Below are 18,803 nucleotides of genomic sequence, written 5' to 3'. Positions count from 1 at the left end.
AAATCAATCGAGAGAAGTGAGTTACTGGAAGTGCTGACGCGCGATGATTAACCACTAGGACTGAAAGGTGTCCCGGTAGGCATAAAGGCCCGGTATTCCGCCGGTCATCACGAACAGCACGTCGTCCCCGGAGCGGTAGCGTCCTTGTCTGATATCGGCCAACAGCCCTGCAAACGCTTTGCCGGAGTAAACCGGGTCGATCAACAGGCCTTCGGCGCGAGCCATCAGGCGCACTGCTTCCTGCATGGCTGGCGTTGGCAGACCGTAACCGTCGCCCAACTGACTGCCGTCGATGGCGATCTCTTCAGCCTGAACGACGGCGCTGCTGCCCAACAGCGCCAATGCGTCCTGGGTCAATTTCCGGGTTCTGGCCGCTGACGTGTCTCGATCGGACAACACCGAATAGGATTTTACGATCGAGGTGCCGCGGCCCAGCAACTAGAAACCCGCCGCGAGCCCGGCGTGGGTGCCGGTGCTGCCGTTGGGCACCACGACTTGATTGAAGGTGAGGTCGAGTTCCGGACCCTGTTGCGCGAACTCCGCCGCGCAGCGCGCATAACCGAGACTGCCCCGCGGCGTTGAACCACCCGTGGGAATCACCAGCACGTTGCGCCCCGAATCCCGAAGTAGCGTGGCCCGTGTTTCGTCCATGGCGAGTAAGTTGCTGCCCCCGGCAAGCACCTGTAGCTGTGCGCCGAACAACTGGTCGAGCAGAACGTTGCCGTTAGTTCGTAATCTACATCGGTTTTGGGTACCGCGCGGGTCAGGATCAGTACACAGTCAAGGCCCAGGCGAGCACACACCGAGGCGGTCAGGCGCGCATGATTGAACGGCATATCCAGAGAGCCTGGAGAAAACCCTCAACACCCAGCTCATTCAACGCACCACCCGACGGCAATCCATCACCGGGGAAGGGCATCAAAAACCAACGCCTTTGCGTGGGAGGACGCGTGTCGTCAATCAACGAATATGTAGCTGCTGTTCAACTGCTGGACGAAGCTTACCGGCGCTGGACCGGGCAAAGCCTGCCAGCCCCTGAGTCGCTAAGCGGAACTGAGCGCTTGCACTGGTTGCACGCGCAAGCGCCTTACAGCCTGTTGGCTCATGGCACCGAAGCCGATCCGTGCTTCTTCTACGCCAACGAACAAACGCTGGCCTGTTTCAAATACCCTCGCTCGCAATTCCTTGGCATGCCGTCACGGTTCAGCGCTTCGCCACTGGACCGAGCCATGCGCCAGACGTTGCTGGAGCAGGTCACGGCCAATGGGATTGCTCATGGCTACAGCGGTTATCGGGTGGATCGGGATGGCCATGCCTTCATGATTCACGAAGGCAAAGTCTGGACACTGATTGATCAGCACGGTGAGCATCGGGGGCAGGCGGCACTATTCTGGCCGGATGCGGAGCGTGTTGGTCGGGTTGATTGATTGTTCCCACGCGCGTGGGAACAATCGGTCTTAGGGCAAATCGCTAAACAGCGGAATACGTCCGTTCAGCGAAGGCCGGTAATGCCAGGTCAGGCGATCCAAAGCAGGCTTTATCGTCAGAATCTCCTTCAACGTAGCGCTGGCAATGCTTAGGGCCAATGTCTGTCCCGGACATTGATGCCGCCCCGCACCAAAGGTGAAGCTGCGCCGGTCTGGACGATCAAGAAGAAAGACGTCGGGATGGTCATTGAGCTGTGGATCGCGATTGGCCGAAGCCAGCAGCACCAGAACCACATCGCCTGAATTGAGGCTTACCCCGTCGATTTCACAAGGCGCAGCGACAAACCGGCGGGTGTTCTGCACCGACGGGTCGAAGCGCTGAACTTCAGCGATAAAGTCGTCAACGGGTGTCAGTTCGCTGTGCACCGACGGGTTTCGAATCAACGCCAACAGCGCATTGCCGATCAGCCCGGCGGTGGCTTCATAGGTCTGGGAAAACAGCCCGATCAGGTTGGCGATCAACATTTCAGCGTCACTAGAGGTTGCCGCGAAACGCTGGCGGATCCCGGCGAGCAGAGTGCTCTGATTGTTCGGGTCATCCAGCAACTCAACGAAATAGCCGCTCAAGTGTTCCGCCGCAACGTGCGTTGCATCCCGTTGCGCCTGATCGCCAAGGGGCGACAGGCATGCGATGAAGTCCCCGGTCAGCTCGCTGATAGCCCGGCCCTGAGCCGGAGAGAACCCCAGCAATGCAGCCACCACGCACACCGGCCCGCGGAACATCGCCTTGTACAACCCATCGGCGCCCGGAGTGATCAGGCGAGCGCCGACCAGCGTATTGACTTCATCTGCATCAATCGACGCCAACGCTGGTTGAATCGCCGACCTCGGGCAACGCTGCCGTTCGCCCTCATTCATCCGCATCAACTGACCAAAGACCTTGCCGGCCATCCCGCCAACAATCGCCTTGGGCACCGGCTCGTATGACGGCCGGACATGACAGTCAGGATGTGCGAGCACTGCCGCAACGGCTCGGGCGCTACTCGCCACCCACACTTTCAGTCCTTGGTGAAAAACCAGCCCGCCCTCCGCGCGCAGTTGCGCGTAATAGGGATAAGGATCGGCGTGAGTCGCAGCGATGATCGGGTCCATGGGGTGCAGCCTTGTTCGTGGTTGGAAAAGTGTTGCTACTATCTCCAGTCCGAAAAGGCCTTGATTCGTCCGGGAGCGAAATATGAACGTAGAACAGCACGACATCGGCGTCTCTCAGGTGGCCGCGGCCATCGCGGAACCGGCCCGGACGAAAATCCTCTGTTCGCTGATGGACGGCCACGCCCGCACCAGCACCGAGCTGGCAGCGATTGCCGAGGTCAGCGCCTCCACCGCCAGCGCGCACCTGGCCAAACTCAAGGAATTGGCGCTGGTGCGGCTGCACGTGCAGGGCCGACATCGCTATTACAGCCTGACGGACAAGCGCGTCGCCCAAGCGCTGGAAGCGTTGATGGTGATCGGCCAGAACGCCGCGCCAACCTTCAATCCGCGCACCCCGGATCGCCTGCAATTCGCCCGCACCTGCTACGACCACATGGCCGGCACGTTGGCGGTGCTGCTGCATGACCGGATGATCGAAGCGGGGTGGCTGCTGGAAACCGATGAACAGGTCTATCAGCTCAGCGACAGCGGTGAGGTGTTGTTTGAAGGGTTGGGTATCGAGGTCAAGGAGCTGAGTACGTTGCGCCGCCGCTTCGCCTGCCCATGTCTGGACTGGAGCATGCGCCGGCCGCATCTGGGCGGTTCGTTGGGGGCGGCGTTGTTGCAAACGGCGATCAAGCGCAAATGGGTGACTCAGGACCTGGACAGCCGCGCGCTGGCGTTGACGGCGACGGGGCGAAAGGAACTCAGCAGCCGGTTTGCCGTTGAACTGCCGATTCAGGTATCGACAGCACAATCCGAGTTCACCGAGACCAGGCGGCGCGCGAACGCCAGTTCTGCACCTTAGCGACTGGCCGAGACTTTCGCCGCCAGCCATGAACCCTTTGGGCTGGACAACCAGCCTTTGGCGGCATTGGCGAGCAAGGCGTAGCTGCCATGTACCAGAATTACCAGTACGCCGTAGGACGCGACCAGCTTGAAAAACTGGGTGGAGAAGTGCGCCGAGGTGTCATGCTTTGGCTAACGCCCCGGCTGGTGGATTTCATTGCGCAGCACCCGGACATCAAGCCGCAGGTGATCACCCAAACCCAGGCTCCCGATCATACGCACGACGCGTTCGACATCGTCATTCGCCGTGGTCGTGACGACTGGGCACCGGCAATTGAGGCGCGATCCCTCTTCGAAGACGAACTGTTGCTGGTCGCGGCACCCTCGCTTATCGAACGCCTGGCACTTCAAGACCTCGCGTCCCTGAGCCGGCACACGTTACTGACCGCCTAGGCGCGTCGCGAAGATTGGCACAACCGGGCCCTGCATTTTGGTCAAACCCAGTCAGCCACTCAGGTCACCCGGCAGTTTGACCGCATGCACCTGGTGCTTGAAGCCGCCGTGGATGGACAGGGCATTGCCCTGTGTCCGACCTCTTTGCTGGGCACCCATCTCTCGAGCGGACGGCTGATTTGCCCGTTGCCCGAGTTGCGCATGCCGTTGCCGCGTTATTACTACGGTGTTGCGCCGGACGTGACGGTGCAGACACGGGTGTTTGTGGAGTGGTTGTTTGCCCGCATTGCTGAGGATGTGCTGCATTGGCAAACACCTCGTGCTGTAACTGCTACGCCCTGAAATTCCAGACAATCTCCACCACCCGCACCGCCAGCACCAGGTAGATTAGAAAAAGAATGATCTGAAACGCCGTGTGATACGGCAACCTGGACAGTCGACGCAGGCCGTCGCTGACATTAAGCAGCATCAGCACCGCTGACAGCAGGATCAATCCCCAGCCGGCGAGGCTTGAGGTGAGAAACCCCATAAACAAGTACTGATCGCTGTGCAGCGCGTTGGTGCCCGCCGCGAACAGCAGGGCACACACCAGCAGGTTCTTGATGTTGTCGAACACTTGCGTGGTGAAGTCGGTGTCCAGCAAGGTCAGATACTTTCGCCAGAGTTTGCTCATGGTTGAGGTGGCACCTGTTAATGGCTATTGAACGTGGCTAGTCTAATGACGTTTTCCGCGATACGCGGACGAAAAAAAGCCCGGCCTTCAACGTGATGGCCGGGCTTTTGTGTTCAAACGGACAGTTGCGTCAAATCAAACCTTGACGATCCAACCCGCTGGCGCCTCGATGTCGCCAGTCTGTACGCCCGTCAGCTCTTTGTAGAGCTTCTGGGTGACCGGGCCGACTTCGGTTTCGCTGTGGAACACGTGCAGTTTGTCGTTATAGCTGATGCCGCCGATCGGGGTGATCACCGCAGCAGTACCGCAAGCGCCGGCTTCCTTGAAGTCGGACAGCTTGTCGATGAACACGTCGCCTTCGACCACTTCAAGACCCAGACGCGATTTTGCCAGCTCGATCAACGACAGACGGGTGATACCCGGCAGGACCGACGGCGAGTTCGGGGTCACGAACTTGTTGTCGTGGGTGATCCCGAAGAAGTTGGCCGAGCCGACTTCTTCGATTTTCGTGTGGGTCATCGGGTCCAGGTAGATGCAGTCGGCGAAGTGGGCTTTCTTGGCCTGGGAACCTGGCATCAGGCTGGCCGCGTAGTTGCCACCGACTTTGGCCGCACCGGTGCCTTGTGGGGCGGCGCGGTCGTAGCTGGAAATCAGGAAGTTGTGCGGGGTCAGGCCGCCCTTGAAGTAGGCACCAACCGGAATGGCGAAGATCGAGAAGATGAACTCGGGGGCGGTACGCACACCGATGTTGTCACCCACGCCGATCACGAACGGACGCAGGTACAGCGCGCCGCCGGTGCCGTAAGGCGGGATGAAACGCTCGTTGGCGCGGACTACTTCTTTACAGGCTTCGATGAACTGCTCGGTTTCCACGAACGGCATCAGCAGGCGCGCGCAGCTGCGTTGCATGCGTGCGGCGTTCTGGTCCGGGCGGAACAGGTTGATCGAACCGTCCTTGCAACGATAGGCCTTCAAGCCCTCGAAGCATTGCTGGCCATAGTGAAGGGCTGTGGAACCTTCGCTGATGTGCAGCACATTGTCTTCGGTCAGGGTGCCTTTGTCCCACTCGCCATTACGCCAGTGCGACAGATAGCGCTTGTCTGTCTTGATGTAGTCAAAACCCAACTTGTCCCAATTGATGCTTTCGTTACCCATGACACCCTCTATCACTTAACAACCGCCGAAACGGTTCAAGGCTTCTGACGTTTTTCTGGATGGGGACAACAATACTTCATTCCTGGCCCATTTCGCAGCCTGGAATTCGATCTCTACGACCATCGATGCACCCCGACGTAGCAGCTGCCTCGCGTTGCTCGACAGCTGCTACAGGGTTTTGTGTGCGTCTTTACAGATGCAGCGCGTGGCCAAGGGCTCGCAACGCCGCTTCCTGCACAGCCTCGCCCAAGGTCGGATGCGCGTGGATCGTGCCGGCAATGTCTTCCAGCCGGGCGCCCATTTCCAGGCTCTGACCGAACGCCGTCGACAATTCCGACACGCCCACACCGACCGCCTGCCAGCCGACAATCACATGATTGTCACGCCGCGCCACGACCCGCACAAAGCCGCTTTTCGATTCCAGCGTCATCGCCCGACCATTGGCCGCAAACGGGAAGCTGGAAACGATGCAGTCCAGGCCAGCAGCCTTGACGTCGTCCGGTGTCTTGCCAACGACCACCAGTTCCGGGTCGGTAAAGCACACGGCGGCGATGGCGGTCGGGTTGAACTCACGGGATTTACCGCTGATCAGCTCGGCAACCATCTCGCCCTGAGCCATGGCCCGGTGCGCGAGCATCGGTTCGCCGCTCACGTCGCCAATGGCATACACGTTGCGCATGCTGGTCTGGCAGCGGTTGTCGATCTTGATCGCCGAGCCGTTCATGTCCAGGTTCAAACCTTCGAGGTTCCAACCTTGAGTGTTTGGTTTGCGGCCAACGGCCACCAGTACCTGGTCGGTTTCCAGGTTCAGGGTGTCGCCATTCGGGTCAAGTACTTGCAGTGTTTTGCTAACAGAATCAAAGCCTTGGACGCTGTGCTTCAAGTAAAGCTTTATGCCGAGTTTTTTCAGTTCATCATGCACAGGCTGCGTCAGTTCAGCGTCGTAGGCTGGCAGGATACGATCCTGAGCCTCGACCACGCTGACCTCGGCGCCGAGCTTGCGATAGGCAATCCCCAGCTCCAGACCGATGTAACCGCCACCGACCACGATCAGCCGTTTCGGCACGGACGTCGGCGCCAGGGCTTCGGTAGAGGAGATGATCGGGCCGCCAATCGGCAGCATCGGCAGGTTCACGCTTTTCGAGCCGGTGGCCAGCACCAGGTGCTCGCACTGAATGCGCGTGTCGCCGACGTCGACAGTTTTACCGTCAATGACTTTGGCCCAGCCTTGAATGACCTGGACTTTGTTCTTTTTCAGCAGTGCCGACACGCCGGTGGTCAGGCGATCAACGATGCCGTCCTTCCACTCGACACTCTTGCTGATATCGAGCGTCGGCGCCGACACGCTGATGCCCAACGCCGAGTGCTGGCTGTGGTGCTGCGTCTGGTGAAACTGTTCGGCGACGTGGATCAACGCCTTGGACGGAATGCAGCCGATGTTCAGGCAGGTACCGCCCAGGGATTCGCCTTCCACCAGAATGGTCGAGATGCCCAACTGACCGGCACGAATCGCCGTCACATAACCGCCAGGGCCGCCGCCGATGATCAGCAGCGTGGTGTTTAAAGTTTGCATGCCTGCTCCACTCATAATCAGTCCACAAACAGGGTGGCGGGTTGTTCGAGCAAGCCACGGATGGCCTGGATGAATTGCGCCGCGTCCATGCCATCGACCACGCGGTGATCGAAGGAGCTGGAGAGGTTCATCATCTTGCGAATCACGATCTGGCCTTTGACGACCATCGGGCGTTCGACGATTTTGTTGACGCCGACGATCGCCACTTCCGGCAGGTTCAGCACTGGGGTGCTGACGATGCCGCCCAAGGCGCCGAGGCTGGTCAGGGTGATGCTCGAGCCGGACAGCTCATCGCGGCTGGCCTTGCCATTACGGGCAGCGGTAGCGAGGCGAGAAATTTCCTGAGCGCTGTCCCACAGGCTGCGGGTTTCGGCGTGACGGACCACTGGCACCATCAAACCGATGTCGGCTTGTGTGGCGACGCCGACATGCACCGCGCCGAGGCGGGTGATGACCTGGGCTTCGTCGTCGTAACGGGCGTTGATCTGCGGGAAGTCGCGCAGGGCAACGACCAATGCGCGGACCAGGAACGGTAGCAAGGTCAGCTTGCCGCGGGTCGCGCTGTGTTTTTCGTTCAGATGAGCGCGCAGTTCTTCCACGGCGGTGACGTCGATTTCTTCGACGTAACTGAAGTGAGCGGCGCGCTGAGTGGCGTCCTGCATACGCTGGGCGATCTTGCGGCGCATGCCGATGACCGGGATTTGTTCTTCGTCGTTACGCTGGGCGTAAGCGGCGGCAGCGGTGGATTGCGGCTGTTGACCCTGGGTCAGATAGGCGTCGAGGTCTTCGTGCAGCACCCGACCGGCGGGGCCGGTGCCACGCACCAGACGCAACTGGATGCCGAGGTCCAGCGCATGTTTACGCACGGCCGGGGAAGCCAGCGGACGCTCATCAGCTTCGCGAGCGACCATTGGGCCTTGGCATACGGCCGCTCGCGGCGCTGCAGCGGCGACCGGTTTGCTTTCAACAACGGCTGCAACTTTCGGCGCCGCAACCGGCGCTTCTTTAACAGGTGCAGGCTGAGCCGACTCTTTAACGTTGCCCGCGCCTTCGACTTCAATGCTGATCAGGATGCTGCCCACCGCCATGACTTCGCCGGGCACACCGCCCAGCGCAATCACCTTGCCGTTCACCGGCGAAGGGATGTCGACCATCGCCTTGTCGGTCATGACATCGGCCAGTACCTGATCTTCGACGACCATGTCGCCGACTTTGACGTGCCATACCGACAATTCAACTTCTGCAATGCCTTCACCAATGTCCGGCATTTTAATAACGTGCGTGCCCATTCAGACCTCCATAACCCGATGCAAAGCCGCGCCCACTCGGGACGGACCAGGGAAATACGCCCACTCTTGCGCGTGTGGGTAGGGGGTGTCCCAACCGGTGACGCGCTCGATAGGCGCTTCCAGGTAGTGGAAGCAATGCTCTTGCACCAGCGCGACCAGTTCGGCGCCGAAACCGCAGGTGCGGGTCGCCTCGTGAACGATCACGCAACGGCCGGTTTTTTTCACCGACTTGACGATGGTGTCCAGGTCCAGCGGCCACAGGCTGCGCAGGTCGATGACTTCAGCATCGATGCCGGTTTCTTCAGCCGCGACTTGCGACACATAAACCGTGGTGCCGTACGTCAGGATGGTCACGTCCTTGCCCGGGCGGGTGATGGCGGCGACGTCCAGCGGCACGGTGTAGTAACCGTCCGGCACTTGCGCGGCCGGGTGTTTCGACCACGGGGTTACCGGGCGTTCGTGGTGACCGTCGAACGGACCGTTGTACAGGCGTTTTGGCTCGAGGAAGATCACCGGGTCATCGTTTTCGATGGAGGCGATCAATAAGCCTTTGGCGTCGTAAGGGTTGGACGGCATCACCGTGCGCAAACCGCAGACCTGGGTGAACATCGCCTCAATACTTTGGCTGTGCGTCTGGCCGCCGTAGATGCCGCCGCCGCAAGGCATGCGCAGGGTCATCGGTGCGGTGAACTCGCCGGCCGAGCGATAACGCAGGCGGGCGGCTTCGGAAATGATCTGGTCCGACGCCGGGTAAACGTAATCGGCGAACTGGATCTCGGCAACCGGCCGCAGACCATAAGCGCCCATACCGACGGCGACGCCGACGATGCCGCTTTCGGAGATCGGCGCGTCGAACACCCGGGAGGTGCCGTACTTGTTCTGCAGGCCTTCGGTGCAACGGAACACGCCGCCGAAGTAGCCGACGTCCTGGCCGAACACCACGACGTTGTCGTCACGCTCAAGCATCACATCCATAGCCGAGCGCAGGGCCTGGATCATGGTCATGGTGGTCGTGGTCATGGCGGTTTCCAACTCGATTTTGTTGTTGTGATCGTTCATGTCAGATCCCCAACTCTTGACGCTGGCGCTTCAAGTGCTCCGGCATCTCTTTATAGACGTCTTCGAACATGGTCGCGGCGCTCGGAATCTGGCCACCGGCGAGGGTGCCGTACTGTTCGGCTTCTTTTTGCGCGGCGATCACTTCGGCTTCCAGTTCGGCACTGACGGCGATGTGTTCCTCTTCGGACCACTGACCGATCTTGATCAGGTGCTGCTTCAGGCGCGTAATCGGGTCGCCCAACGGGAAGTAGCTCCAGTCGTCGGCAGGGCGGTATTTGGACGGATCATCGGAAGTCGAGTGCGGACCGGCGCGGTAGGTAACCCATTCGATCATGGTCGGGCCGAGGTTGCGGCGGGCGCGTTCAGCAGCCCAGGCAGAGGCGGCGTAGACCGCGACGAAATCGTTGCCATCGACCCGCAGGGAGGCAATGCCGCAACCGACGCCACGACCGGCAAACGTAGTGGCTTCACCACCGGCAATCGCCTGGAACGTGGAGATTGCCCACTGGTTGTTGACCACGTTGAGGATCACTGGCGCACGGTAAACGTGGGCGAAGGTGAGGGCGGTGTGGAAGTCGGATTCAGCGGTAGCGCCGTCGCCGATCCAGGCCGAGGCGATTTTGGTGTCGCCCTTGATCGCCGACGCCATGCCCCAGCCCACACCCTGTACGAATTGGGTGGCGAGGTTGCCGGAAATGGTGAAGAAGCCGAAGTCTTTGACCGAATACATGATCGGCAGTTGACGTCCCTTGAGCGGATCACGCTCGTTGGACAGCAGTTGGCAGATCAGGTCCACCAGCGGCACTTCGCGCGCCATCAGGATGCTTTGCTGGCGGTACGTCGGGAAGCACATGTCATCGACGTTCAGCGCCAGGGCCTGGCCGCTGCCGATGGCTTCTTCGCCAAGGCTCTGCATGTAGAACGACATCTTCTTCTGACGCTGGGCGACCACCATACGGTTGTCATAGATCCGCGTCTTGAGCATGGCGCGCATGCCTTTGCGCAGGATCTCGGATGGTACGCCTTCAGCCCATGGACCGAGGGCGTTGCCCTGGTCGTCGAGCACACGGATCAGGCCCTTGGCCAGGTCGGCGGTGTCGGCCGGTTCAACGTCGATTGGGGGTTTGCGCACCGTGCCAGCATCGGTCAGACGCAGGTAGGAGAAGTCGGTTTTGCAGCCAGGACGGCCCGATGGTTCGGGAACGTGCAGTTGCAGCGGTTCGTACGCTTGGTTCATGGCTTCTACGCTCGATCTTGTGAATTTCTTGTAGTGAGCTGACCGTCATTCTTCGATAAAAGAATTCTTGTCCTACAACAATCATAGGCCGGGCCAAGAAGAATATTTATCTCTGTTTCGTTGCGTTGGCGATCATTTGAGGATAAAAAATCTGCATAAACATAAAAAACAGGTGGTTTTGTCTCATGCGCAAACTGGACCGTACCGATATCGGCATTTTGAACAGCCTTCAGGAGAACGCCCGTATCACCAACGCCGACCTCGCACGCTCGGTCAACCTGTCGCCAACCCCGTGCTTCAACCGGGTCAAGGCGATGGAAGAATTGGGCCTGATTCGTGAGCAAGTGACCCTGCTGGATGCCGAGCTGCTGGGGCTGCATGTGAACGTGTTCATTCACGTCAGCCTGGAAAAACAGGTGGAGGAGGCGTTGCAGCATTTCGAGGAGGCGATTTCGGATCGCCCGGAAGTGATGGAATGCTATTTGATGGCCGGCGACCCGGACTATTTGATTCGCGTACTGGTGCCGACTATTCAGTCGCTGGAGCGCTTCATGATGGACTTTTTGACCAAGGTGCCCGGCGTGGCGAATATCCGCTCGAGTTTTGCGCTCAAGCAGGTGCGCTATAAAACGGCGCTGCCGTTACCGGCCAACGGCTTGACCCTCAACAACTAAACGCAAAGCCTCTGTAGCAGCTGTCGAGCATCGCGAGGCTGCGTCTGCGGTCTGTCAGAAAGAACGCGTTTACAGGTTCTACGACTGCTTCGTCCGAATGCGGCCCAAACCGAACGCAGCCTCGCGGTGCTCGACAGCTGCTACGAGAGGAAACTCAGAGTTTGTTGATCGGGATTTTCAGGTAGGTCACGCCATTGCCCTCGGCCGGCGGCAAATTCCCCGCCCGCACATTCACCTGAATCGCCGGCAGCAACAGCGTCGGCATGCCCAACCCCGCATCGCGCTGGGTGCGCATGGCGACGAACGCGGTTTCGTCGATGCCGTCATGAATGTGAATGTTGCTTTTGCGCTGCTCGCCCACCGTGCTCATGCACTGCGGTTCGCGACCCTCAGGCGGGTAATCGTGGCAGACATACAGTCGAACGCCGGCAGGGAAGGCCAGCAGTTTGCGAATCGAGGCGAACATCTGGTTGGCGTTGCCGCCGGGGAAGTCGCAACGAGCAGTGCCCACGTCCGGCATGAACAGTGTATCGCCCACCAAAATCACATCGCTGTCGATCAGATAGGCCATGTCCGCCGGCGTGTGGCCGGGCACATGCAGCGCCGTGGCCTTTAGGTTGCCGATCCTGAACGATTCATCCGGCGCGAACAGATGGTCGAACTGCGAACCGTCACTGCGAAATTCCGGCTCAAGGTTGAATAGGGTCTTGAACACGCCCTGAACCTTGCTGATCGACTGACCAATCGCAATCTTCCCGCCCAGTTCCCGACGCAGATACGGTGCGGCGGACAGGTGATCGGCATGGGCGTGGGTTTCCAGCAGCCATTGCACTTGCAATTGTTGTTGGCGAACGAAGGCGATGATCTTGTCGGCCTGGGTGTTGGCGGTTCGCCCGGCGGCGGGGTCGTAGTCGAGCACCGGGTCGACAATGGCGCATTGACTGCCAGCACCTTCGTAAATCACGTAGCTGAAGGTCGACGAGGCAGGGTCTAAAAAAGCTTCAATCAAGGCAGGCATGGTGGCCGTTTCTTTCTGGACAAGTCACGAGGGTAGTTTCATTTTCCCTGCGCTGACCAGCCCGCATCAATTCAATTAATGAAAAAAGCTGTGCGGGCTCTATCCTGTCAGTCATCGATACCGGGCGCTCCCGGCTTTTTTTTGCAGATCACGAGTGTTTTATGTTGCTGGCAAGTTTCTTTGGCGTGGTGATGGGGTTGGTACTTGGTTTGACCGGCGCCGGTGGCGGCATTCTTGCGGTGCCGGCCTTGGTGCTGGGGCTGGGTTTGACCATGACCCAGGCTGCGCCGGTCGCACTTTTTGCGGTGGGCAGTGCGGCGGCTGTCGGCGCCATTGACGGGTTGCGCCATGGTCTGGTGCGCTATCGCGCAGCGTTGCTGATCGCCCTGCTGGGGGCGATCTTTTCGCCGGTCGGCATCTACTTCGCCCATCAGTTGCCGGAAAAAATCCTGATGATCCTGTTCAGTCTGCTGATGGTCATGGTGGCCTGGCGGATGCTGCGTCGTGAGCGCCAGGACGAGGGTCCAAGCGACCACGGGCACGCCAACTGGGGCCAGAAGAACTGCATGCTCGATCAGCAGACCGGGCGCTTTTCCTGGACCGCCAAATGCACCGCGACCCTCGCGGCACTGGGCGCGGTGACCGGTGTGGTCTCCGGGCTGCTCGGGGTGGGCGGCGGCTTCCTGATCGTCCCGGCGTTCAAGCAGCTGACCGATGTGCAGATGCGCGGAATCGTCGCCACTTCCTTGATGGTCATCAGCCTGATTTCCGCCATCGGCGTGATCGGCGCGTTTCAGGCCGGGGTGCGAATCGACGGTTTGGGCGTGGCGTTTATCGTCGCGAGCATCGTCGGCATGATCATAGGCCGAAGACTTTGCGCGCGAGTACCGGCCCGGGGATTGCAGATTGGCTTCGCCAGCATCTGTGTCGTGGTCGCCGCTTACATGCTGTTTAGAGCGGGCGTCTAGCAAGTACCGGTTCCTGTGGATGCCAGTCCGTTCCACAGGCGTACACCTTAAGTTTCGGGCCTCGTCGACGGACGGTCTTACACCGAACTTGCCGCGCATGACCTGCCACTCCAAAGCACTTCTAAACCGCCTCCAAGGCAGCGTATGACGCCGCCGGTCAGCTTTCGATAATCGCCTCCGACATCCAGTCCCCGCTGCGGAGCGCGTCATGCACAACAACAAGAACATCAAGCATCGTTTCTTGCCTGCCTTCATCGCCAGCCTGTCGACCCTCGGTTTGAGCTCAATGGCCGAAGCCGAGATCGTGCTGTACGACAAGGACCAGACCACGTTTTCCACCGACGGCTACATCAACGCCTTCTATGTGAACAGCGATGTGGACCGTGCCGGCGACCAATTCGACCGGAAACAGGCGCGGGTCAAAATGGGTTTTCTGCCCAACTACCTGGGATTCAACATGGGCAAGCAGGTCGATGACCTCAAGCTTGGCGCCCGGTCCTCCTTCTGGGTGACCATCAACGACAGTGAAACCAACGGCACCGACACCGCCATCGACGTGCGGCAGTTCTACGGCACCGTGGCCAACCCGGAGTGGGGCGAAGTGCTGATCGGCAAGGACTTCGGCCTGTTCGCCCGCTCCAACATCCTGCTGGATGAAATGCTCGCCGGTTACGGCCAGGTCAGCGATTCCCTGGGCCTGGTGGACGGTGGCGGGGTGTCGTTCGGCAACATCGGCACGGGTTATCCGTACCCGTTTCCGACATCGCAGATTACCTATCGCACGCCGGTGATGGAGGGCTTGCGGGTGGCCGTGGGGATCATGGACCCGGTGGACACCAACGACAGCAGTCCATTGGGCAAGGCCTATCAGGAGAACCCACGCACCGAGAGCGAGATCACCTATCAGTTCGACGTTGCCGGAGCGAAGATCTACAGCTGGGTCAACGGCAGCTACCAGACGTCGGACAATACCGATTCCACCGTCGAGTCCGTCACCTCCAAAGGCGTCGGCTATGGCGTGCAGGCGAAAATGGGCGGCTTGTCCCTCACCGGCTCCGGCTTCCAGGCCAAGGGCATCAACCCGTTCTTCACCAACAACGCCGGCGAACCGACCCTGCGCAACGTCGACAGTGACGGTTACCTGTTGCAGGGCTCCTACAAACTGGGCAAGAACCGACTGGCCTTGTCTTACGGCAAGACCAACGACGACGGCAACGGCGTGGTCGGCAGCGGCGCGGACTACGAAACACGCGGCGTCGCGCTGTTCCATGACGTCAACGACAACCTCAAGCTGGTGGCCGAGTACAACCAGTTCGCAATCAACGGCCACGACACCAGCGACCAGAACGAAGACACCGACACCTTTGCGGTGGGGGCTGTGCTGACCTGGTAAGCCTTTGGTGGCGACCTTCGCTGCGCGCATCGCGGCGAGGGTCGACACCGTTCTCATCCCATCGAAGCGGCTACCCGCTACCCAAGTAGCATACGTCGCAGCTCACAGGCTTCGTACACTCGAACCTCATACATGCGCACCTGCGGGAGGCGACGATGCAGCAGGTCCAGAGTGATGAAGGTGTGGTCAGTGCAATGTCCCAGGCCACCGATGCCCAACAGGTGGCCCAGGAGCTGGCGCGACAACTGTTGCACCCGCACTTGGGCTTCGTGCTGTTCTTCTGTTCCGCCGAGTACGACTTGCAGGCGCTGGGCCAGGCCTTGCAACAAAGCTTCGGCGGCATTCGCCTGGTGGGTTGCACCAGCGCCGGGGAAATCACGCCCTTGGGCTACGGTCGCAACTGCGTGACCGCGGTGGGCTTCGACCATCGGCATTTTTCCATCGACGCCGAACTGATCTCCGAGATGGAGCGTTTCAGCCTGATCGACGCCCAGCAAATGGTCGAGCGACTGGTCGGTGGCTGTCGCAGCAACACCCTGGCGCCGATCAAGGGCAACAGCTTTGCCCTGACCCTGCTCGATGGCTTGTCCAGTCGTGAAGAAATGGTCCTTGCCGCCCTGAGTGCGGCACTGGGCGACATCCCGCATTTCGGCGGTTCGGCCGGCGACGACAATTACCTGACCCACACCCACGTCTATTTTAATGGCGCGTTTCACAGCGGCGCGGCGGTGGTGGTGCTGGTCAATACCTGGCTGGATTTCGAGGTGTTCACTACTCACCACATCCTGCCGAGAGCGGAAAAACTGGTGGTCACCGGGGCCGACAGTGCCTCGCGCCGGGTCTTTGAACTGAATGCCGAGCCGGCCGCCGAGGAATACGCCCGGCACATCGGTGTGCCGGTGGCGGAGCTCGATCATCGAATCTTCGCCGCGCACCCCTTGGCCGTGCGGATCAACGATCAGTATTACGTGCGGGCGATCCAGCAGGTTCACCCGGACCTGAGCCTGAGTTTCTACTGCGCGGTGGAAAACGGCATCGTCCTCACCGTCATGACGCCCGGCCCAATGCTGCCGAATCTGCAAACCCTGTTCGAAGGCTTGCAGGAGCGCCTCGGCGACCTGTTGCTGACCATCGGCTGCGACTGCTTTCTCAGGCGTCTGGAACTCGAAGATGGCGGCAGTCTGGAGCAGATCGGAACGTTTTTGCGTGACCAGCGGGTGATGGGTTTCAACACCTACGGAGAACAGTTCAATGGCATGCACATCAACCAGACCTTCACCGGGGTTGCCATTGCCCGGGGCCGGTCCCCTGGACACCGTTGAGCTTCAGGCGCAGATCGCCAGCCTGCAGCGCGACAATCACAAACTGCAGCGCATCAATGGCGCGCTGATCGAGCGGATCGAGTCCGGTATCACCCGCGGCAACGACCCGTACGCGGCGTTCCAGCATTCGGTGGTGCTGGCCGAGCAGGTCCGCGAACGCACCGACGCGTTGAACCAGGCCATGGCTGAACTCAAGTCGGGCAACCACTTGCTCAGCGAGGCGCGCCTGCGGGCGGAAACCGCGCATCAGCATTTGATCGATGCCATCGAGAGCATTTCCGATGCGTTTGTGCTGTTCGATGCGGACCAGCGAATCGTCTTGTTCAATAGCCGTTTCAAGGCGTTCTGGGGCAACAGCCGGGTGCGGATCAACGCCGGCATGCGCCTGGCCGAGGTCAAGCGGCTGATGTCCGCCACTGGGCTGTTCACTGAAGAACCGCGCGGGCATGCCGACGAAAACCTGCTCTATCGCCTGCAGGACGGTCGCTGGTTGCAAGTCAGCGAACGACCTACCCAAGAAGGTGGGCGGGTGATCCTGTTCACCGACATTACCGACGTCAAACTCAGCGAAACCGTGCGCCGTGAGCAGGCGGTGGCGCAGAAATCGCATTTGTTGCAACGAGCGGTCGACAACCTGTCCCAAGGCGTGGCCATGGTCAACGCCGAGGGCATTCTGGAGCTATGGAACCGGCGTTTCCTTGAGTTAAGCGGGCTGGCACCGGTTGCGGCCCATCGTCCGTTTGCCGAAGTGATCGCCGACAGCGAGTTGAACCTGCTGACCCCGGCCAGTCGGGATCTAAACGGGCGGCACGTGCAGGAATGCGAGCAGCGCCTCTACGATGGCCGGGTGCTGGAAATCCGCACCCATCCGTTGCCCACCGGCGGTTTCGTCAACACCTTCACCGACATCACCGAACGCTACCAGCACGCCGAAGCGCTGAGCGAAAGCGAGCGCTGGATTCGCCTGATCACCGACCATGTGCCGGCGCTGATTGCCTACCTGAATGCCGACCTGGTCTACGAGTTCACCAACAAAGTGTATGAAGAATGGTACTGCTGGCCTCGGGGCGTGATGCTTGGGCAGAGCCTGCGCGAAGTCCACAGTGAACAGCATTACCAGCGCCTGGAAGCCTACGTGGCCCGGGCCCTGGCCGGTGAGAGCGTGACGTTCGAGTTCGCCGAAACCAACATCAACAATCAGGAGCGCTACATGCTGCGCTCCTACGTCCCCAATCGCCTGGCCACCGGGGAAGTGGTGGGGATTTTCGTGTTGATCCGCGACATCACCGAACGCCGCCGCACCGCTGAAGCGCTGCACCAGGCTTATCAGAATCTTGAGTTACGTGTGCGCGAACGCACGGCGGAACTGACCACGCTCAATGACCAGTTGCTGCGCGAGATCGATGAGCGTCGACGGGCGGAATCTCGCCTGCGTGAAGCCAAACTCGAAGCCGAACAGGCCAACCTGTCGAAGACCAAGTTTCTCGCCGCCGTCAGTCATGACCTGCTGCAACCGCTCAACGCTGCGCGGCTGTTTACCAGCGCGTTGCTCGAACGGCGGGAGCCGGTGGCCAATGCGATTTTGGTACGAAATGTCAGCAACTCCCTGGAAGATGTGGAGAACCTGCTGGGTACGCTGGTGGACATTTCAAAACTGGATGCCGGGGTGATCAAGGCCGACATTGCGCCGTTCGCCTTGAGCGAATTGTTGGAGAACCTCGCGGCCGAGTACACCCAGGTGGCTCGCAGTGAAGGCCTGGAGCTGCATTTCATCCCGTGTTCGGCTCTTGTGCGCAGCGACATTCAGTTGCTGGCGCGGATTCTTCGAAATCTGTTGAGCAACGCCATTCGCTACACCTACAGCGGTCGTGTTGTTCTCGGTTGCCGGCGTCATCACCAGCGTCTGTCGATTGAGGTCTGGGACAGCGGCATGGGCATCGCCGAAAACCGCCTCGAGGAAGTTTTTCAGGAATTCAAACGCGGTGATGTACAGCGTCCTGATCAGGATCGCGGTTTGGGCCTGGGCCTGGCGATCGTGGAAAAGATCGCCGGGATTCTTGGTCACCGCATTCACGTGCGTTCGTGGCCGGGCAAGGGCTCGATGTTCTCGGTCGAAGTGCCGCTCAGCGCCACGGCACCCAAGGCGCTACCGAGCCTGCTGATGAGTGAACCGATGCTTGAACGTCTGCGTGGCGCGCGGGTGTGGGTGCTGGACAACGACGCGGCCATTTGCGCCGGCATGCGCACGTTGCTCGAAGGGTGGGGGTGTCTGGTGGTCACGGCACTGTCGGAGCAGGACCTGGCGCGGCAAGTGGACAACTATCACGAAGAAGCAGACTTGCTGATCGCCGACTATCACCTGAATGACGATCAGAACGGCGTCGATGCCGTGGCCCGGATCAACGCCCGTCGCGGCTCGGCCATTCCGGCGATGATGATCACTGCCAACTACAGCAATGAACTCAAACAGCAGATCCGCGAACTGGGCCACACCCTGATGCACAAACCGGTGCGGCCGATGAAGCTCAAGACCGCGATGAGTCACTTGCTCGGTCAATCCCGATAACCTGAGCCAATCCTGA

At 60.2% G+C, this 18,803-nt stretch carries 15 protein-coding genes and 3 pseudogenes; 8 read left to right on the top strand and 10 right to left on the bottom strand.

All coding sequences use genetic code 11. The annotated features are described in order from the left end of the window. Positions 1 to 54: 54 nt before the first annotated feature. Positions 55 to 827, bottom strand: a pseudogene (locus QFX16_RS16460) (D-cysteine desulfhydrase family protein); the annotation flags it as partial. A 123-nt stretch (positions 828 to 950) separates the two neighbouring features. Between QFX16_RS16460 and QFX16_RS16455 the strand changes: the two are divergent. Beyond that, positions 951 to 1,427: an MEKHLA domain-containing protein gene (locus tag QFX16_RS16455; protein WP_283180522.1), complete on the top strand. Its 477-nt coding sequence runs from the start codon at positions 951 to 953 to the stop codon at positions 1,425 to 1,427. Positions 1,428 to 1,457: 30 nt separating this feature from the next. Here the strand turns inward: QFX16_RS16455 and QFX16_RS16450 are convergent, their stop codons facing one another. Continuing rightward, positions 1,458 to 2,579, bottom strand: a complete 1,122-nt coding sequence (locus tag QFX16_RS16450; protein WP_283180521.1) for a cytochrome P450 — start codon at positions 2,577 to 2,579, stop codon at positions 1,458 to 1,460. An 82-nt stretch (positions 2,580 to 2,661) separates the two neighbouring features. Between QFX16_RS16450 and QFX16_RS16445 the strand changes: the two genes are divergently transcribed. Next, positions 2,662 to 3,426: an ArsR/SmtB family transcription factor gene (locus tag QFX16_RS16445; RefSeq protein WP_283180520.1), complete on the top strand. Its 765-nt coding sequence runs from the start codon at positions 2,662 to 2,664 to the stop codon at positions 3,424 to 3,426. On the opposite strand, the pseudogene QFX16_RS29550 reads toward QFX16_RS16445, so the two are convergent. After that, positions 3,423 to 3,590 (bottom strand): annotated as a pseudogene (locus QFX16_RS29550) (LysE family translocator); the annotation flags it as partial. The gene QFX16_RS16445 and the pseudogene QFX16_RS29550 overlap by 4 nt on opposite strands. Here QFX16_RS29550 and QFX16_RS16440 point away from each other — a divergent pair. Then, positions 3,591 to 4,202, top strand: a pseudogene (locus QFX16_RS16440) (LysR substrate-binding domain-containing protein); the annotation flags it as partial. On the opposite strand, the gene QFX16_RS16435 reads toward QFX16_RS16440, so the two are convergent. The 6 genes from QFX16_RS16435 to QFX16_RS16410 all read right to left on the bottom strand — a co-directional run bounded on the left by QFX16_RS16435 (position 4,192) and on the right by QFX16_RS16410 (position 10,846). Beyond that, positions 4,192 to 4,533 (bottom strand): hypothetical protein, encoded by a 342-nt coding sequence (locus QFX16_RS16435; RefSeq protein WP_283180519.1) that lies wholly within the window; start codon positions 4,531 to 4,533, stop codon positions 4,192 to 4,194. The pseudogene QFX16_RS16440 and the gene QFX16_RS16435 overlap by 11 nt on opposite strands. A 135-nt stretch (positions 4,534 to 4,668) precedes the next feature. Further along, entirely contained in the window at positions 4,669 to 5,688 is a 1,020-nt protein-coding gene (locus QFX16_RS16430) for a branched-chain amino acid aminotransferase (protein ID WP_283180518.1), read from the bottom strand. A gap of 190 nt (positions 5,689 to 5,878) precedes the next feature. Further along, entirely contained in the window at positions 5,879 to 7,261 is a 1,383-nt protein-coding gene (gene lpdA, locus QFX16_RS16425) for a dihydrolipoyl dehydrogenase (RefSeq protein WP_283180517.1), read from the bottom strand. Positions 7,262 to 7,278: 17 nt separating this feature from the next. Then, entirely contained in the window at positions 7,279 to 8,550 is a 1,272-nt protein-coding gene (locus tag QFX16_RS16420; protein ID WP_283180516.1) for a dihydrolipoamide acetyltransferase family protein, read from the bottom strand. After that, positions 8,551 to 9,609 (bottom strand): alpha-ketoacid dehydrogenase subunit beta, encoded by a 1,059-nt coding sequence (locus QFX16_RS16415; RefSeq protein WP_033054499.1) that lies wholly within the window; start codon positions 9,607 to 9,609, stop codon positions 8,551 to 8,553. A gap of 1 nt (position 9,610) precedes the next feature. Next, entirely contained in the window at positions 9,611 to 10,846 is a 1,236-nt protein-coding gene (locus QFX16_RS16410; protein ID WP_283180515.1) for a 3-methyl-2-oxobutanoate dehydrogenase (2-methylpropanoyl-transferring) subunit alpha, read from the bottom strand. 185 nt (positions 10,847 to 11,031) lie between these two features. On the opposite strand from QFX16_RS16410, the gene bkdR reads away from it, so the two are divergent. Continuing rightward, entirely contained in the window at positions 11,032 to 11,520 is a 489-nt protein-coding gene (gene bkdR / locus QFX16_RS16405) for a Bkd operon transcriptional regulator BkdR (protein ID WP_033054503.1), read from the top strand. A gap of 154 nt (positions 11,521 to 11,674) precedes the next feature. Here bkdR and QFX16_RS16400 read toward each other — a convergent pair whose 3' ends face one another. Further along, complete coding sequence (locus tag QFX16_RS16400) at positions 11,675 to 12,538, bottom strand: MBL fold metallo-hydrolase (protein ID WP_283180514.1); 864 nt, start codon at positions 12,536 to 12,538, stop codon at positions 11,675 to 11,677. A gap of 161 nt (positions 12,539 to 12,699) precedes the next feature. Here QFX16_RS16400 and QFX16_RS16395 point away from each other — a divergent pair, with 161 nt between their 5' ends. The 4 genes from QFX16_RS16395 (at position 12,700) to nahK (ending at position 18,787) form a co-directional block, all read left to right on the top strand. Further along, positions 12,700 to 13,506 (top strand): sulfite exporter TauE/SafE family protein, encoded by an 807-nt coding sequence (locus tag QFX16_RS16395; protein WP_283180513.1) that lies wholly within the window; start codon positions 12,700 to 12,702, stop codon positions 13,504 to 13,506. Positions 13,507 to 13,714: 208 nt separating this feature from the next. After that, on the top strand, positions 13,715 to 14,899 hold the full coding sequence (locus QFX16_RS16390) for a porin (RefSeq protein ID WP_283180512.1): 1,185 nt from the start codon (positions 13,715 to 13,717) through the stop codon (positions 14,897 to 14,899). 155 nt (positions 14,900 to 15,054) lie between these two features. Further along, complete coding sequence (gene nosP / locus QFX16_RS16385; RefSeq protein WP_283180511.1) at positions 15,055 to 16,221, top strand: nitric oxide-sensing protein NosP; 1,167 nt, start codon at positions 15,055 to 15,057, stop codon at positions 16,219 to 16,221. Beyond that, complete coding sequence (gene nahK, locus QFX16_RS16380; RefSeq protein ID WP_283184581.1) at positions 16,190 to 18,787, top strand: hybrid sensor histidine kinase/response regulator NahK/ErcS'; 2,598 nt, start codon at positions 16,190 to 16,192, stop codon at positions 18,785 to 18,787. Before nosP ends, nahK begins: the two co-directional genes overlap by 32 nt. Positions 18,788 to 18,803: the final 16 nt, after the last annotated feature.

This window comes from Pseudomonas svalbardensis (genome assembly GCF_030053115.1).
In the GTDB taxonomy this organism is placed as follows: Bacteria; Pseudomonadota; Gammaproteobacteria; order Pseudomonadales; family Pseudomonadaceae; genus Aquipseudomonas; species Aquipseudomonas svalbardensis.
The sequence above is the reverse complement of the archived record's forward strand: the minus strand, read 5'-3'. Positions and strand labels throughout refer to the sequence as shown.

Coding starts and splice junctions, on each gene's coding strand:
- QFX16_RS16450 (WP_283180521.1), bottom strand. CDS start 2,579: ATGGACCCGATCATCGCTGCGACTCACGCCGATCCTTATCCCTATTAC.
- QFX16_RS16445 (WP_283180520.1), top strand. CDS start 2,662: ATGAACGTAGAACAGCACGACATCGGCGTCTCTCAGGTGGCCGCGGCC.
- QFX16_RS16435 (WP_283180519.1), bottom strand. CDS start 4,533: ATGAGCAAACTCTGGCGAAAGTATCTGACCTTGCTGGACACCGACTTC.
- QFX16_RS16430 (WP_283180518.1), bottom strand. CDS start 5,688: ATGGGTAACGAAAGCATCAATTGGGACAAGTTGGGTTTTGACTACATC.
- lpdA (WP_283180517.1), bottom strand. CDS start 7,261: ATGCAAACTTTAAACACCACGCTGCTGATCATCGGCGGCGGCCCTGGC.
- QFX16_RS16420 (WP_283180516.1), bottom strand. CDS start 8,550: ATGGGCACGCACGTTATTAAAATGCCGGACATTGGTGAAGGCATTGCA.
- QFX16_RS16415 (WP_033054499.1), bottom strand. CDS start 9,609: ATGAACGATCACAACAACAAAATCGAGTTGGAAACCGCCATGACCACG.
- QFX16_RS16410 (WP_283180515.1), bottom strand. CDS start 10,846: ATGAACCAAGCGTACGAACCGCTGCAACTGCACGTTCCCGAACCATCG.
- bkdR (WP_033054503.1), top strand. CDS start 11,032: ATGCGCAAACTGGACCGTACCGATATCGGCATTTTGAACAGCCTTCAG.
- QFX16_RS16400 (WP_283180514.1), bottom strand. CDS start 12,538: ATGCCTGCCTTGATTGAAGCTTTTTTAGACCCTGCCTCGTCGACCTTC.
- QFX16_RS16395 (WP_283180513.1), top strand. CDS start 12,700: ATGTTGCTGGCAAGTTTCTTTGGCGTGGTGATGGGGTTGGTACTTGGT.
- QFX16_RS16390 (WP_283180512.1), top strand. CDS start 13,715: ATGCACAACAACAAGAACATCAAGCATCGTTTCTTGCCTGCCTTCATC.
- nosP (WP_283180511.1), top strand. CDS start 15,055: ATGCAGCAGGTCCAGAGTGATGAAGGTGTGGTCAGTGCAATGTCCCAG.